Annotated in this window: 13 protein-coding genes; 12 read left to right on the top strand and 1 reads right to left on the bottom strand. The window is 56.0% G+C overall.

The features are described from left to right. Position 1 precedes the first annotated feature (1 nt). From SCARR_RS21840 to SCARR_RS21785, 12 genes are all read left to right on the top strand, one after another. On the top strand, positions 2-1342 hold the full coding sequence (locus SCARR_RS21840) for a bile acid:sodium symporter (RefSeq protein ID WP_136063761.1): 1341 nt from the start codon (positions 2-4) through the stop codon (positions 1340-1342). Positions 1343-1537: 195 nt separating this feature from the next. Further along, positions 1538-1879 carry a DUF362 domain-containing protein gene (locus SCARR_RS21835; protein ID WP_136063760.1) on the top strand — a complete coding sequence of 114 codons (342 nt, stop codon included), beginning with the start codon at positions 1538-1540 and terminating at the stop codon, positions 1877-1879. A 97-nt stretch (positions 1880-1976) separates the two neighbouring features. Then, entirely contained in the window at positions 1977-3332 is a 1356-nt protein-coding gene (locus tag SCARR_RS21830) for an NAD(P)/FAD-dependent oxidoreductase (protein ID WP_136063759.1), read from the top strand. A 288-nt stretch (positions 3333-3620) separates the two neighbouring features. After that, positions 3621-3959: a NifB/NifX family molybdenum-iron cluster-binding protein gene (locus SCARR_RS21825; protein ID WP_136063758.1), complete on the top strand. Its 339-nt coding sequence runs from the start codon at positions 3621-3623 to the stop codon at positions 3957-3959. A gap of 145 nt (positions 3960-4104) precedes the next feature. Continuing rightward, the gene (locus tag SCARR_RS21820) at positions 4105-5073 is read left to right on the top strand and encodes an AAA family ATPase (RefSeq protein ID WP_246044518.1); all 969 of its coding nucleotides are present in this window, start codon (positions 4105-4107) and stop codon (positions 5071-5073) included. A 61-nt stretch (positions 5074-5134) separates the two neighbouring features. Continuing rightward, positions 5135-6025: a DUF58 domain-containing protein gene (locus SCARR_RS21815; protein WP_136063756.1), complete on the top strand. Its 891-nt coding sequence runs from the start codon at positions 5135-5137 to the stop codon at positions 6023-6025. After that, positions 6022-7002, top strand: a complete 981-nt coding sequence (locus tag SCARR_RS21810) for a hypothetical protein (RefSeq protein WP_136063755.1) — start codon at positions 6022-6024, stop codon at positions 7000-7002. Before SCARR_RS21815 ends, SCARR_RS21810 begins: the two co-directional genes overlap by 4 nt. Further along, positions 6993-8042 (top strand): vWA domain-containing protein, encoded by a 1050-nt coding sequence (locus tag SCARR_RS21805; protein WP_136063754.1) that lies wholly within the window; start codon positions 6993-6995, stop codon positions 8040-8042. The genes SCARR_RS21810 and SCARR_RS21805 overlap by 10 nt, the downstream gene beginning before the upstream one ends. A gap of 97 nt (positions 8043-8139) precedes the next feature. Beyond that, positions 8140-9129, top strand: a complete 990-nt coding sequence (locus tag SCARR_RS21800) for a vWA domain-containing protein (RefSeq protein ID WP_136063753.1) — start codon at positions 8140-8142, stop codon at positions 9127-9129. Beyond that, on the top strand, positions 9126-10226 hold the full coding sequence (locus tag SCARR_RS21795; RefSeq protein ID WP_136063752.1) for a tetratricopeptide repeat protein: 1101 nt from the start codon (positions 9126-9128) through the stop codon (positions 10224-10226). Before SCARR_RS21800 ends, SCARR_RS21795 begins: the two co-directional genes overlap by 4 nt. A 29-nt stretch (positions 10227-10255) precedes the next feature. Then, positions 10256-12085 (top strand): BatD family protein, encoded by a 1830-nt coding sequence (locus SCARR_RS21790; protein WP_168433522.1) that lies wholly within the window; start codon positions 10256-10258, stop codon positions 12083-12085. Next, complete coding sequence (locus SCARR_RS21785; RefSeq protein WP_136063750.1) at positions 12082-12924, top strand: SH3 domain-containing protein; 843 nt, start codon at positions 12082-12084, stop codon at positions 12922-12924. Before SCARR_RS21790 ends, SCARR_RS21785 begins: the two co-directional genes overlap by 4 nt. Here the strand turns inward: SCARR_RS21785 and SCARR_RS21780 are convergent. Next, the gene (locus tag SCARR_RS21780; protein ID WP_136063749.1) at positions 12921-14369 is read right to left on the bottom strand and encodes an ATP-binding protein; all 1449 of its coding nucleotides are present in this window, start codon (positions 14367-14369) and stop codon (positions 12921-12923) included. The genes SCARR_RS21785 and SCARR_RS21780 overlap by 4 nt on opposite strands. Positions 14370-14443 lie beyond the last annotated feature (74 nt).

Below are 14443 nucleotides of genomic sequence, written 5' to 3'. Positions count from 1 at the left end.
GATGCTGACGCTGCTACGCAATATACAGAAGCGCTTGATCATCGCGATCCCGGCCATAATGCTTCTGGGCTTTGCAGCGGGGCTTCTATGGAATCCCGCGCCCTTAAAGCAATGGATTGTTCCGCTAACCTTTCTAATGGTTTACCCCATGATGGTGAACCTGCAGCTGAAGAAGGTTATTGAGGGCGGCGACGGGAAAGTCCAGCTGGTCACCCAGCTGCTCAACTTCACCATCATTCCACTGTTTGCGTTCTTGCTGGGCAAATGGGCCTTCCCCGACTCCCCGTACATCGCGCTGGGCCTGTTGCTGGCGAGCCTGCTTCCGACCTCAGGAATGACGATCTCTTGGACCGGCATGGCGAATGGAAATATGGCCGCCGCCGTAAAAATGACCGTCTTTGGGCTCATCATTGGCTCAATTCTGACGCCCATCTACATCAAGGGACTGATGGGAACCGTCATCGAGATTCCCATGGCCAAGATCTTCAAGCAGATCATGGTGGTGGTCGTGCTGCCGCTGGTGCTCGGCAACCTGACGCAGCGCTTCCTGATTGCGCGCTATGGCATGGCGCACTATCAAAAAGACCTCAAGCCGGTCTTCCCGCCCTTCTCGACGCTGGGCGTTTTAGGAATTGTGTTTGTGGCCATGGCGTTGAAAGCGCAGTCCATCGCCTCCAACCCCGGACAGCTGGCTACGCTGATCGGCCCGTTGCTGGCGCTGTATGGCCTGAACTTCCTGATCAGCACCTTCGTCGGAAAATACTTTTTCAACCGCGCCGACGGCATTGCGCTGGTCTATGGAACCGTCATGCGCAACCTTTCCATCGCACTGGCCATTGCCATGACCGCCTTTGGAAAAGAGGGCGCTGATATTGCGTTGATCATTGCCCTCGCCTACATCATTCAAGTTCAAGCCGCCGCCTGGTATGTAAAATTCACCGACCGCATTTTTGGGCCGGCTCCCGAAACCACCGTGCGCGACCTGATGCTCGAGGGCGTTTTTTCCCTGCATCTTTCCGACTCGCTCAATCGCGCCCTGAAGTTGCTGGCGGAAGAGCATATCCACTCCTTCGTCGTACTCGACGACCACGAAAAGGCCATCGGCATGCTCTCCACCGCCCATGTGCTCGATGCCCTCGCCGCTGAAACCCCGCAGGAAACCCCGCTTTCGGACCTAACGTTGGAACCGGTGCTTTTCGCCTCGGCAAAAAGCCCGCTGAAAGAGGCTCTCACCAACATGAAAAGATCCCACGAATACAAGGTAATTGTGCTAAACGAACAGAATGCCCCTTCGTATGTTTTGACCCAGGAAGAAATTATTCGACACATGGCTAAAAAATAGCTCTTGAGAGAGCCCCCCCCCCCCCCCAATACCTATTCAAAAGGAATTTCTTATGAAGAATCTTGCTGCCTCGTCACAACGCTCTCGCCATGCGGTTTTTGTAGTACCCGACAACTGGTCTGAAGCATCGACTTTGGATAAAGCAATCTAGCGCGCACGAAACCGCTTAACACATAAATTATAGGGAGTCAGATCATGCCATGGATTCATTCACCAACGTGTGCCGGATGTGGAATTTGCGAACCAAGTTGCCCGGCAGGCGCCATCGAAGTTCATAAGCAAAAAGCAGAACTGAACCAAGAAAACTGCATTCGCTGCGGAATATGTCACAGCGTTTGTCCTCAGAATGCCGTGCGCCACGACAGCGAATTAATTCCCGGCGAAATTAACAAAAATATGGAATGGGTCGCGAAGCTTCACACCCATCCATACTATGCGCACGACCCTGAAAAACAAAAACAACTGACTGCACGACTGAAAAAACATTTCAATAAAACAATAAAAGTAGCTCAGCAAACATTAGAAAAACTTCCTTGAACTTTCAGATAATACAACACGCAAACATTTTGAACAAACGAGTATCCAGCAGAAAACTTGGTGCGACCAACCCGTACCAGCAACAAAGGAGTAACCTATGCGAAAAATTGATGTGTTAGTCATCGGTGGCGGAGCCTCAGGCTTACAGGCCGCAATAACTACAAAGTCCACCTACCCGGAAAAGGAGGTTGTATTAGTCCGACAGGAGAATAAAGCGTTGATTCCTTGCGGAATCCCCTACATCTTCGGCTCTCTTGAAAATAGCGATAAGGATATTATTCCAGACACGCCTCTTACAAGCCTGGGGGTGGAGATCATTATTGACAAGATGACCGCAATGCACCCCGATGAACATGCCTGTAGTTTTGCAAGCGGTGTAAAATTTTACTATGAGAAACTGGTCATGGCCACGGGTTCCGTCCCAACAAAACCAGGCTGGCTAAAAGGCGGGGAGCTAGAAAACGTATATACAATCCCCAAGAACAAAGTCTATCTGGATCGAATGATAGAAACGATTAAACCGATGAAGAATATCATTGTTGTCGGCGCAGGGTTTATCGGAGTTGAAGTCTCAGACGAACTGAATAAAAAAGGATATCATGTTACGCTCGTTGAGCTGGAACCGACCATCCTCAACAGAGCCTTTGATCCTGAGTTCGGAAAGATTGCAGAAGAGCATCTCATTGAACGAGGAGTCAACCTGATCACCGGCAAGGGAATCAAAGAGATCAACGGTAAAGATAAAGTGGAAAGCATCACGCTGACAAGCGGTGAAAAATTGGATGCAGATGCCGTCATTCTCTCCATGGGATATGCCCCGAACACCAAAATTGCACAGGAAGCCGGCATCGAACTCAATGAACTTGGTTTTATTAAAACCTGTGAATATATGAGAATTCTGCCTTGCAGCACGGATATTGTAGCCATCGGTGACTGCGCGGAAAAGAGAGATTTCATCACCCGAAAGCTGGATGCAACGATGCTCGCTTCAACCGCCTGTGCGGAGGCTCGTGTTGCAGCGATGAACCTCTACACCTTAAGCCCATGCAAACCCTTTACAGGCACCATTGCCATCTACTCAACCGCCATCGGAAAACATGCTTTTGGTACTGCAGGAATCACTGAAACCCGGGCAAAGAGTGAAAACTTTGACATTATAAGCGGAAGCTTTACCGGCATGGATACGCATCCCGGAAACCTGGCCCACTCCCATCAACAGACGGTCAAACTGATCGTAGCAACCGACTGCGGGATGATTCTCGGCGGTGAAGTATACGGAGGCTTTAGTACCGGAGAGCTAACCAATGCGATCGGATTCCTTATTCAGAATCGAGTTACGGTAAAGGTTCTGCTCACCATGCAGATCGGCACCCAACCGCTGTTAACGGGATCACCAGCAGGTTATCCACTAATCAAAGCCGCTGAGGTCATTGTTAAGAAAATGAGGAAATAGACTCTTTTCAGATGTACGTTTTTAAGAGGTTCCTTCCCGTTGATTCATTCGATAAGTTGTAAATCTTCACGTACATGTCTTTTTTTTTCGCAGGCTTGGCGGGTTCGCCCGCCAGCCTCCGAATAACCCATCGGCCAACTATTTTGCACTCCTTCATTCGAAACCAAAATTAACAAAAGATAAAATTATGAAAGTCATGAGCGGTCCGGTTGCCCGTAAAACCGCCGGATTCACCCGCTTTTTAAATCAATCGCCCCAAAATAAACCACGTAAAAAAGGAAATGAAAAATGAAAATAGCTATTCCAACAGTTAACGGAAGACTCAACATGCACTTCGGTCACTGCGTCGCATTTACCCTGCTCGACATTAACCCTGAGAGCAAAACCATCACGGCCACAACCGAGCTGGATGCGCCGCCCCACGAACCCGGCCTGCTGCCCCCTTGGCTTGCAGAACGAGGCGTGAATATGATTATTGCCGGAGGCATGGGCCAACGCGCGCAGCAGCTGTTTAATGCGCAAAACATTGAAGTAATCGTCGGTGCGCCCGCCGAAGATCCGGAAACGCTCGTGAAGGCCTACATGGCCGGAGCCCTTGAACCCGGACAAAATGCTTGCGACCACTAGGCCCTTGCATTCGATATAGTCAAAGGGAATTTGTCCAAATGCGCACGCATTTGGGCGTCCCTTTTTCTGTTTATCTCGTAAAAGCGGGCTATATTATCTCCGTTTGTGAACGAAAGGTTTTCCTATGCATGAAGATATTGTGAAAATGAATGAACGCTACCAAGCCGAGAGCGCAATTCTCCAGAAGGTGCGCGACGAAGTGGCCAAGGTGATTATCGGCCAGGAAGATCTGATCGAGGCGCTGCTGCTCGCGTTGCTCTGCAACGGGCACGTGCTGATCGAAGGCATTCCCGGTCTGGCCAAGACGCTGGCCGTCACGACGCTCGCCCAAACGCTGCACGCCGGCTTCAACCGCATCCAGTTTACGCCCGACCTGCTGCCCGGCGACTTGATCGGAACGATGATCTACAACCCGCGAACCAATGAGTTCACCCCGCACCAAGGCCCCATCTTCGCGAACATCATTCTCGCCGACGAAATCAACCGCTCGCCCGCCAAGGTGCAGAGTGCGCTGCTCGAAGCCATGCAGGAGCATCAGGTTTCCATTGGCGACACAACCTACAAGCTCGACGAGCCCTTCCTCGTGCTAGCCACCCAAAACCCCGTCGAGCAGGAAGGCACCTATCATCTGCCTGAAGCGCAGGTGGACCGCTTCCTGTTCAAACTCGACGTCGTCTATCCGACCAAGGATGAAGAACACCGCATCCTCAAGCGCATGGGCAAAACCAAAGTCGACCTCACCGTCAATCCGGTGATCGAAATCGCCGATATCAACCGCCTGCGCAGCATGGTCGACGACGTCTTCATGGACGAAAAGCTCGAGCACTACATCCTCAACCTCGTCCAGGCCACGCGCAACCCCGCCAAGTTCGGCCTCGATTGCGCCGACTACATCCGCTACGGCGCCTCGCCCCGCGCCAGCATCTTCCTCGCCGTCGCCTCGCGCGGCCGCGCCATGCTCAACGGCCGCGGCTACGTCGTCCCGCAAGACGTCAAGGACGTTGCCCTCGATATTCTCCGCCACCGCGTGCTCCTCACCTACGAGGCCGCCGCGGAAGAAAAGAGCTCGGAAGATATTCTGAAGCAGATCCTCGATACCGTTGAAGTGCCTTAGGAATGACAAGTGAAACGTGAGCCGTGATTTTTTCACGCCTCAATCGTCACGCCTCACGCCCATGCCTACGAAAAGCCATACCGACCTCCTCAAAAAGGTTCGCGAAATCCAGATCGTCAGCCGCAAGGTGGTCGATGAGCTTCTGGGTGGCGAATACAAGAGCGTCTTTAAAGGCCGCGGGATGGAATTCGATGAGGTCCGCGAATACATGCCCGGCGACGAAGTTCGCACCATCGACTGGAACGTGACCGCCCGAACCGGCAAACCCTTCGTCAAACGCTTCATCGAAGAGCGCGAGCAGGCGCTCTTTTTCCTCGTCGACATGTCCGCCTCCGGCACCTTTGGCTCGACAGAAAAAACCAAGAACGAAACCGCCGCTGAACTGTGCGGCATCCTCGCGTTCTCCGCCATCAAGAACAACGACAAGGTTGGCCTCATCATCTTTACCGACGAAATCGAGCTGTTCATTCCCCCCGACAAAGGGCAGATGCACGTGCTGCACATGATCCGCGCCATCCTCACCTTCGAGCCGAAGCGCAAAGACACCAGCATTGCCTGCGCGCTCGACTATCTCGGCAAGATGGTGAAGAAAAAATGCGTCACCTTCCTGATTTCCGACTTCCAAGACTCCGACTACGACAAGCACCTCAAGCTCGCCGCCATTCACTACGACCTCATCGCCATCACCATCACCGACCCGCGCGAGCTGAAGCTGCCCAACGCCGGCCTCGTCGAGCTGGCCGATGCCGAAACCGGCGAGCAGCTCCTCGTCGATACGGCCAGCGCCGACGCCCGTAAAAAGTTCAACACCGCCGCCAAGGCGCGCCATCTCGAAATCAAGGCCTCGCTTTCCCGGCTCAACATCGACCAGATCGACGTGCGCACCGACCGCGACTACATGCGCGACCTCATCCGCTTCTTCCAGTCCCGCGACCGGAGGCAGGTGCTATGATGCGATGGGTCTCAGGTCTAAAGGTCGAAGGTCGAAAGTCATTTCTACTGTTTTCGTGCTTCTTAAGCCTCTTTGTGGCCATTCCCTTTCTGAGCGGATGCTCACCGGAAAAGGCGGAGACGGCGGGCGCGTCAGAACCGGCCCTTTCGCGGCAATACCGGAAGGGATCGGCCACGGTCATTGTTTCTGCCAGTGAAACGAATATTCCAACGTCTGGAAAAATCCACCTGATGATTGACGTCCACGCACCGCCCAATGCTGCGGTGGTTTTTCCAGAGATTGAATATTTCATCGAACCGTTCTCCGTGGTCGACGGCTACGCCGAGCCCGTTCAAATTCTGCCCAACGGCAAACATCTCCACCGCCGGGCCTGGGTGCTGGTGCCGAATCTGCCCGGCGAATCCATTTTCCAGCCTCTAGAAATCCAGGTCGGAACGGCCTCGGTGGCCACCGAGCCGATTGCCGTGCAAGTTACCTCGCTCCTGCCCGCAGGAATTGAGGCGTTTGAGATCAAGGATATTGCCGGGCCCGCCGAGCTCCTGCCGGAGCAAGAGAAACAGCAGCGCCTCGGACTTATTCTGCTCGGCTTTGCGGTTATTGCGACGTTTCTGACCCTCCTAATCAATCTCATTCACCGGCCCAAGGTGGAAATAGTGCTCGCCCCGCACGAAGCCGCGTTCCAAGCCTTGGAAAACCTGCCGGAAGACGAGCTGGACCGCATACAGACGCTGACAGAAATACTGTTGGCCTTCATCGGCGGGCGCTACCGCATTCCAACGGCGGGAAAAACCATTAACGAAATTCTGCCGCACCTGCCGAAACCCCAGCTGCTGGGACGCCGGGAGCCGCTTGAAGGATTCCTGACCACCGGCGAACAGATCCGCTTTTCAAACAAAGTTCCAGACGGCTTTGCCGACGAGTTGGAAAACTATGTCCGCTCGTTCGTAGACGCAGTGAAGGAGGTTCCATGCGACTAGCGCTTCCATGGGCCCTGCTGCTCCTGCTGCCGGTGCTGAAGATGGTGATCAACCACTTTCGCAGAGCCAGCGGTTCATCGTTGCAGTTTTCGTCGCTGGCCTCGTTTAAGAAAGTGCCGCAAACCACGCGGCAGCGCTTTATGCCCCTGCTCTTCTGGATGCCGGTGCTGGCGCTGACCCTGCTCGCATTCGCCGTCGCCCGCCCGCAGGTTAGGGACATGACGCAGGGCATTCCCAAAGAAGGCATCGCAGTTGAACTGGTCGTCGACATTTCCAGCTCGATGGATATTTCGATGCCGTTCCGCGACGCCTCGATGAGCCGCATGGAGGTCACCAAAATGGTGGTCGAGCAGTTTGTCGGCGGCGGCGACAGCCTTGAAGGGCGACCGAACGATCTGATTGGCCTGATCACTTTTGCGCGCTATGCCGACACGGTCTGCCCGCTGACCCTCAGCCACGACTCGCTGCTGTTTTTCATCCAAGGGCTGGAAATTGAATCGCGCCCGAACGAAGACGGCACCGCTTTCGGCGACGCCGTCGCCCTGGCCGCCGCCCGTCTGAAAACCGCCGAGGAACGCTACAGCGAAGAAGACGAAGAGGCCGGCTATACGATCCAAAGCAAAGTCATCATTCTGCTGACCGACGGCAACAACAACTGCGGTCGCCACCTGCCGATGGAAGGCGCCGCGCTCGCTGAATATTGGGGCATCCGGGTGCATACCATCGCCATCACCGATCCACCGGACATGAAAACCATCCAGACGCCGGAAGGCCCCGTGCAGATTGAAGAAGAGCCGCTGGTGCAGGAACGCATTCTGCAGAAGATGGCCGAAACCACCGGAGGCGTCTACCGCCGCGCCACCGACGAAGCCTCGCTCCGCGACGTCTATAGCGAAATCAACGCCATGGAAACCAGCGAGATCGAAACCACCCGCTACAACACCTACACCGACATCTTCCAGCCCTTCGCCATCGCCGGCCTTCTGCTGCTCGTTGGCCAAGCGCTGCTGACCTCCACCTGGCTCAGGAGGATTCCATGAGGAACGTAACGAGTAATTCGTATTGCGTAATCCGGGAAGCCTTTGCTTCGCGGAAATATTACGCATTACGCATCACGCATTACGCAGGGGTGCGCCCATGCTAGTACATTTCTACAACCCAAGCATGCTCATGTGGCTTTGGCTGGTGCCGGCGCTGGCCGGACTCTTTATCTATGCCGCCGTGAAACGCAAACAGGCGATTCGCGCGTTTGGCGCCGGCGCGGCGTTTGTGAGCCGCAAGCGGGAAGCGTTCAGCTGCTGCGCCGCGGTGGCGCTGGTCATACTGGCCCTCGCCCGCCCAGCGTGGGATTTGCAGGAGCAGCAGCTGCAGGAAACCGGGCGCGATGTGGTGTTCCTGCTCGATGTTTCGCACAGCATGCTGGCTGAAGACATGCACCCCAACCGCCTTGAAAACGCCAAAACCGCCATTCTCGACTGCGTCGAAGGGCTGTCCGGCGACCGCGTCGGCCTCGTGCTGTTTGCCGGCTCGGCCGAGATCCGCTGCCCGCTGACGGTCGACTACGACTATTTCCGCATGGCGCTGCGCCAGGCCGCCCCGGAGAGCGTAGCGGCAGGCGGCACCATGATTGCCCACGCCATCGAACGGACGGTCGATAAGCTGATCGATCCCGAAAAGGCCGGCATGCAGGACTTGATTCTGATCACCGACGGCGAGGACATGATTGAAGGGCTCGACGAGATCGAGGCCGCCAAGAAACTCGACGAAGTCGGCGTACGCTTGATTGCCATCGGCATCGGCGACCGCACCCGCGGCAGCCGCATCGCCCTAGAGGATGAGGAAACCGGCGCCCGTTCGTTCATGAAGGACGGCAACACGGAGATCTGGACCAAGCTGCATTCCGAAACGCTGCGCCGGATGGCCTCGTCGGTTGAAGAAGGCATTTACTTTGACGTGGCTAGCGGCCCGTTCGATCTCGCGCGCATCTACCGCCAAGTGATGGAACACGCGCAGCGCATTTCAACCGACTCGCAGGTGATGGAGCGCTTCGAAGAAAAGTTCCACCTCTTCCTCGGCGGCGCCGTCCTCGTGCTTCTCGTTTCCAACCGTTGGAGGAAAAAGCGATGAGGTCCAAAAGTTGGAAAGTCGAAGGTCGAAGGTCGCTTTGGTTGTGCATGGCATTGTTGCTCGCGGTGTCTGCATCGGCCAACCCCGCCAAGCTGTTTAAGGAGGGGAACAAGGCGTATGCGGAACAGCGCTTCGACGATGCAGTGAACATTTATATGGAAGCCGTAGCCGAAGCGCCGGAGTCGGCCCAGATTTATTACAACCTCGGCAATGCACAATACCGCACCGGAATTTTTGAGGAAGCGGTGGCGTCGTATGAATATGCCGCGTCGATGGCCGAAACCGATGGGATGCGCAGCCAGTGCTGGTACAACCTTGGCAACTGCATGGTTAAAACCGGAGAAGGGCTGCGCGAGACCGATCCGCATGCCGCGGTGAGCTGTTGCCAGCAAGCGACATGGTTCTACCGCATGGCGCTCGATTATGACGCCGCCCGCTCCGACGCGGCCTACAACCTTGAAATGACCCAGCTGATTGTCGCCGGCATCGAAGAGCAGATCCGGGAGCAGGAAGAAAAGGAACAGCAGGAAAACGAGCTGATCACCTATATCCGCGAAAAACTCGAAGAATTCATCGAGCGCCAGACCCAGTTGCTTGAAACCAGCAACACAGGCGAGCCTCAGCAGATTCTTGAAAACGAGACCCGCGAGCTGGCCAAGGTGATGGAAGGCTCCGGGCTGCACGCAGACATTGAACTGCCGGACGGAACCAAAATGCCGGGTCCGCTGAAAGAAACCTACGACCATACGGTCTTGGCGGCCGACGCGATGGCGGTGCCTGACCAGCCAACCGCGCTGACGGAACTGATCGCCGCGCTGGGCTCGGCTCCGGAGGATCCGAACCAGCAGGACGGCGAATCGGATGAGGACTCGGAAGACTCCGAGGACTATGATATGGACTACGAGGAGTCGGACGAAGATGCGGACATGTACGAGGAGGCCGACCCGTTCGGCGACTTCTCGGAATATGAGGAAATCCGCGGCGTGCCGCCTCCGAACCAGACCGAAATGGACATCCTTGCTGAAGAGATCCGCAATCAGGAGCGTCGCAAGGACAAAAAGGCCGGCGAATACAAGGCCGTGGAAAAGGATTGGTAAGCGGAATGGAAGCCTGGAAGAGTGGAATAATGGATGGATGGAAAACAGCGTGCTTGGCGGCAATGCTTGGCTTGGGAGCTGGAGCCGCTGAGGCGTCAACCAACTTTTATGCCCAGGCAAGCGCAACGGAAACCAATGTTTTCCTCGGGCAGGTGTTCAACCTCGACGTTATCGTCAAGGCGGCGGAAAAACCGGACGCGCCGCAGCTGACCGGCTTGGCGGACTTCAACGCCACCGTGCTCGATGCTGGAAAAACAACGAGCGCAACCAACACCTGGCTCTACCGCTACGCCCTGCGGGCCAAGCGCGAGGGCGAGCTGCAGATTCCGGCGCTGCGGCTGGGCGGGTTGACCACCTCGCCCATCGGCATCAAAGCCAACAAGCCGGAAGCCACCGACCGGATGAAGCTTGAACTGAAGCTTTCCAAGCCGTCGGTTTATCTCAGCGAGCCCGTTTTGCTGACCGCCGTTTGGGACAGCACCTACCAGTTCGGCGCAATCAAAGCCGTTGATCTGCACTTTCCGATTCTGAACGACAAGCGCTTCCAAACGTTGGAACTGTACGAACCGAAAAAGGAAAACAATGCCCAGAGCACCGGCCTTCCCGTGCACGGCACCCGCGTGCTGGCCACGCGCAACAGCTACAAGGCAGAAGCAACCCAACACCAGTCGCTCTCGTTCAGCAAGCTGCTGGTTCCAAAGCACAGCGGCACGCTCCTGATCCAGCCCGCCACCCTGCTCTGCGCCGCGGAGAAGGAAAAGGATCCGAAGAGCAAGCAGGGCCAGCGCTCGGCGTTTCAATATCCGTCCTACTTCGACAACACCTTTTTCGACCAAAACGTAACAGGCGGCAGCTGGACGCGCATCTACACCGAATCCGCACCGCTCGAACTGGAAGTCAAACCCCTGCCGCTCGAAGGGCGCCCCGACCTCTTTAACGGCATGGTCGGCGACTTCACTATTCTCGTAGACGCCGAGCCGACCAACGTGCGCGTGGGCGAACCGGTCACGCTGACGATCACGATCACTGCGCAGGAATATATGGAAAGCATTTTCTTCCAACCGCTGCGCTACCAGCCCCGCTTGGTCAACCATTTCGAGATTCCGTCGGACCGCTCGCTGCCGCGCCGCGAAGGTAAATCTAAAATCTACACACAGACGATCCGTCCGCTTTCAACGAGCAACACCGAGGTTCCGCCCCTCCTGCTGGCCTATTTCAGTCCAGCGTCAAATGCCTACATCACGGTGGAGTCGGCCCCGATCCCGCTGAAGGTTTCGCCTGCAGAAGAGATCGGCGTATTTGGAGGCAGCATCTACCAAAGCCGTCTGCGTGCGGTTGAAGAAGGCATTCGCCACAACTATGAAGATCCGGACATGCTCGAAAGCCGCCGGCTTCCCCTGTTTGGCTGGGCCCATCCGTTTGCCGTGCTCGGGTTTCTGCTCCTGCCGCCGCTGCTGGCGGGCGGCTACTCGCTTATTTCGCTGTTTGGCGAAAAACGGCACCACATCCATCGCACGGCCAAAGCCGCACGCGCCTACAAGGTGTTCCGCAAAAACGCCGCGCACATTGTTCATAGCCATTCCATGAAGAGCGAGATCTACGAGGATCTCGACCGGGTTTTGCGCGCCTACCTCGGCGACCGCCTGCATCTGACCCCCGGCGCCCTCTCGTTCCGCGATGCCGTTGCAAAACTCGAAGAAGCGGACACCCAAAACGAAACAATCGATAAGCTTCGGGAGCTGTTCATGGTTTGCGAGGCCTACCGGTTCACCCACGGATTTGACGAAAAGGCCAACACCAAGAAAATCGTCCACGACGCCGTCCAAGTCATCAAGAATGTGGAGAAAACGCTCAAATGAAGATGAGTTTTAAGTTTGCCATTCCCTTCGGTCGTTGCTGTCGTTCCGCCAGCCTCGCTTCGCGTCAGGTTTTAAGTTTTAAGCTGCTCCTGCTAGTGGCCGCGATGCCAGCCCTAGGAAGCGACTACCAGCTCCAAACCTTGGAGAAAGCGAACGGCATGTTCCGCGCGGCTACGAATTCAGCCATGTATGCCGAAGCCGCCAGGCAGTTTGAGTACCTCGTGACGGAAGAGGGCGTCCGCAACGAACAGCTCTTCTATACGCTGGGCAACAACTGGTTTATGGCGGGCGATGTGGGCCGGGCCATTTTGAACTACCGCCGGGCGGAGCAGTATCTGCCGAACAATGCCGACCTGAAGCACAATCTTTCCTCCGCGCTCGAACTGCGCACCGACTTGATTCCGGAAAAAGAACCGCATCCGTTGGCCGCCAAGCTGCTGGGCTGGCACTTCAAGAGCTCGACCGCGCTGCGGTGGTGGCTGTTTGCCTTCGTCTGGATGTTGTTTTGGGGCGCATGGCTTTGGGCCCGACATTCGACGAAGAAGGAGGCGGGCATAACCCTGGCCGTTACCGCGGTCTTGTCGGTCGTACTGCTGGCTTCGCTGCTCACCGAATATATCCAAGAGAAAAAAGCGACGCCCGGCGTGATTACCGCCAACGAGGTGCTGGCGCGCAAAGGCGACGGCGATATGTATGCGCCGGCCTTTCTGGAACCGCTCCATTCCGGCTCCGAGTTCCAAACCTTGGAAGTCCGGGGCCCATGGCGGCACATCCGCCTGGCCGACGGCCAGACCTGCTGGATTTCTTCGGCCGCAGCGGAAAGCGTCGCATTGCCCTAGCTGCTGAGCAGATTCCGCACTTTGGAAATCACCTTGTCGGGCGTGAAGGGCTTTTCGAGCACGGCGGCACCGGGCGGAACTCCTTCTTCTTCGAGCTGCGAGCAGGAGTAGCCAGACATGAAGAGCACCTTGATTTTGGGATAAAGCTCCTGCGCGGCGATGGCCAGCTCCGCGCCGCCAAGTCCGGGCATGACGACGTCGGTAAACAGCAGGTCGATCTTGCCCTTGTGCTGGCGGGCCACTTTGACGCCCTCCCAGCCCTCGTCGGCCTCCAGTACAGTATAGTCCTGTGCTTTCAGCGTCTGGGCAACCAGCGTGCGAATCATCGGGTCGTCCTCAACAAGCAGGATGGTTACGCTTCCTGCTTCTGCGGGCGTTCCCGTTTTTTCTTGTTCAGAAACCGGATTGGCCGCCACTTCGGACTCTTCGTCGATTTCTTCCGGGATATTAAGATCGCCGGCCGGCAGGTAGAGGAAAAACGTGGTGCCGCCGCCGACCTTGCTCTGGACATCGATGAAGCCGTCATTCTGCTTCATGATGCCTTTAACAATAGACAGGCCGAGCCCCGTTCCCTTGTCCCGCTCCTTGGTGGTGAAGAACGCTTCAAACATTTTTCCCATGACTTCCGGCTCGATGCCCTGCCCCGTGTCGCTCACGCTGATTTCAGCAAATTCGCCCGGCGGAATGTTGCAGGGTTTGCTGCACTGACCATCGTTAATCTGCCGGCTCGCGACCTTGATGGTAATCCGGCCGCCGTTGGGCATGGCGTCGCGCGCGTTGACGGCGAGATTCATGAGCACCTGCCCCAGCTGAACCGGATCCGTGAGGACATGAACCGGCTCGAAATGGGGCTTGGTGATCAAGGCCACCCGTTCACCGACCAGGCGCGAAAGCATCTTATCGATGTCCTGCAGCGAAACGTTGAGATCGACCAGCATCGGTTCGATCTGTTCCTTTTGACTGAAGCTCAGCAGCTTGCGGGTGATGAATGAGGCCTTGCGCGCGGCCTCGACCACTTCCTTCGCGTTTTGGGCGGTTTCTTCGGATTTGGGATCGGAAATAATAAGGCTGGAATAGCCATCAATGATCGTGAGCAGGTTGTTGAAGTCGTGCGCAATGCTGCCCGCCAGTCGGCCGACCGCTTCCATTTTCTGGGAGTGGTGGAGTTGTTCGGTCAGCATGGCCCGTTCGTTTTCAAGCAGGTTTCTCTCCACCGCAGGAACGATCGCCTTCTTATTGAGCAGTAAAGTCAGCAGGGCGATGATCAGCAACCCGGCAAACATAAACAGGCCGATGGCAATCGCCGTTACCTTGGAGCCGATGATGCCGTCGAGAGTAACCTCCCCGAAAAGCTGAACCAGAAAGGTCAGTATGGCTCCGGTAACCACAGCCGATGCGGCCGATGCGACAGTAAGAATGACCAAGATGCGATTCTTTAGATTCATGACTACCTCGTTTGCAAAATTTCAGAAAAGATAGCAGGTGCGGAGGGAGTAACACGTTTAAAATCAACGCAATT

The organism is Pontiella sulfatireligans, from assembly GCF_900890705.1.
Lineage (GTDB): Bacteria > Verrucomicrobiota > Kiritimatiellia > Kiritimatiellales > Pontiellaceae > Pontiella > Pontiella sulfatireligans.
The sequence above is the reverse complement of the archived record's forward strand: the minus strand, read 5'-3'. Positions and strand labels throughout refer to the sequence as shown.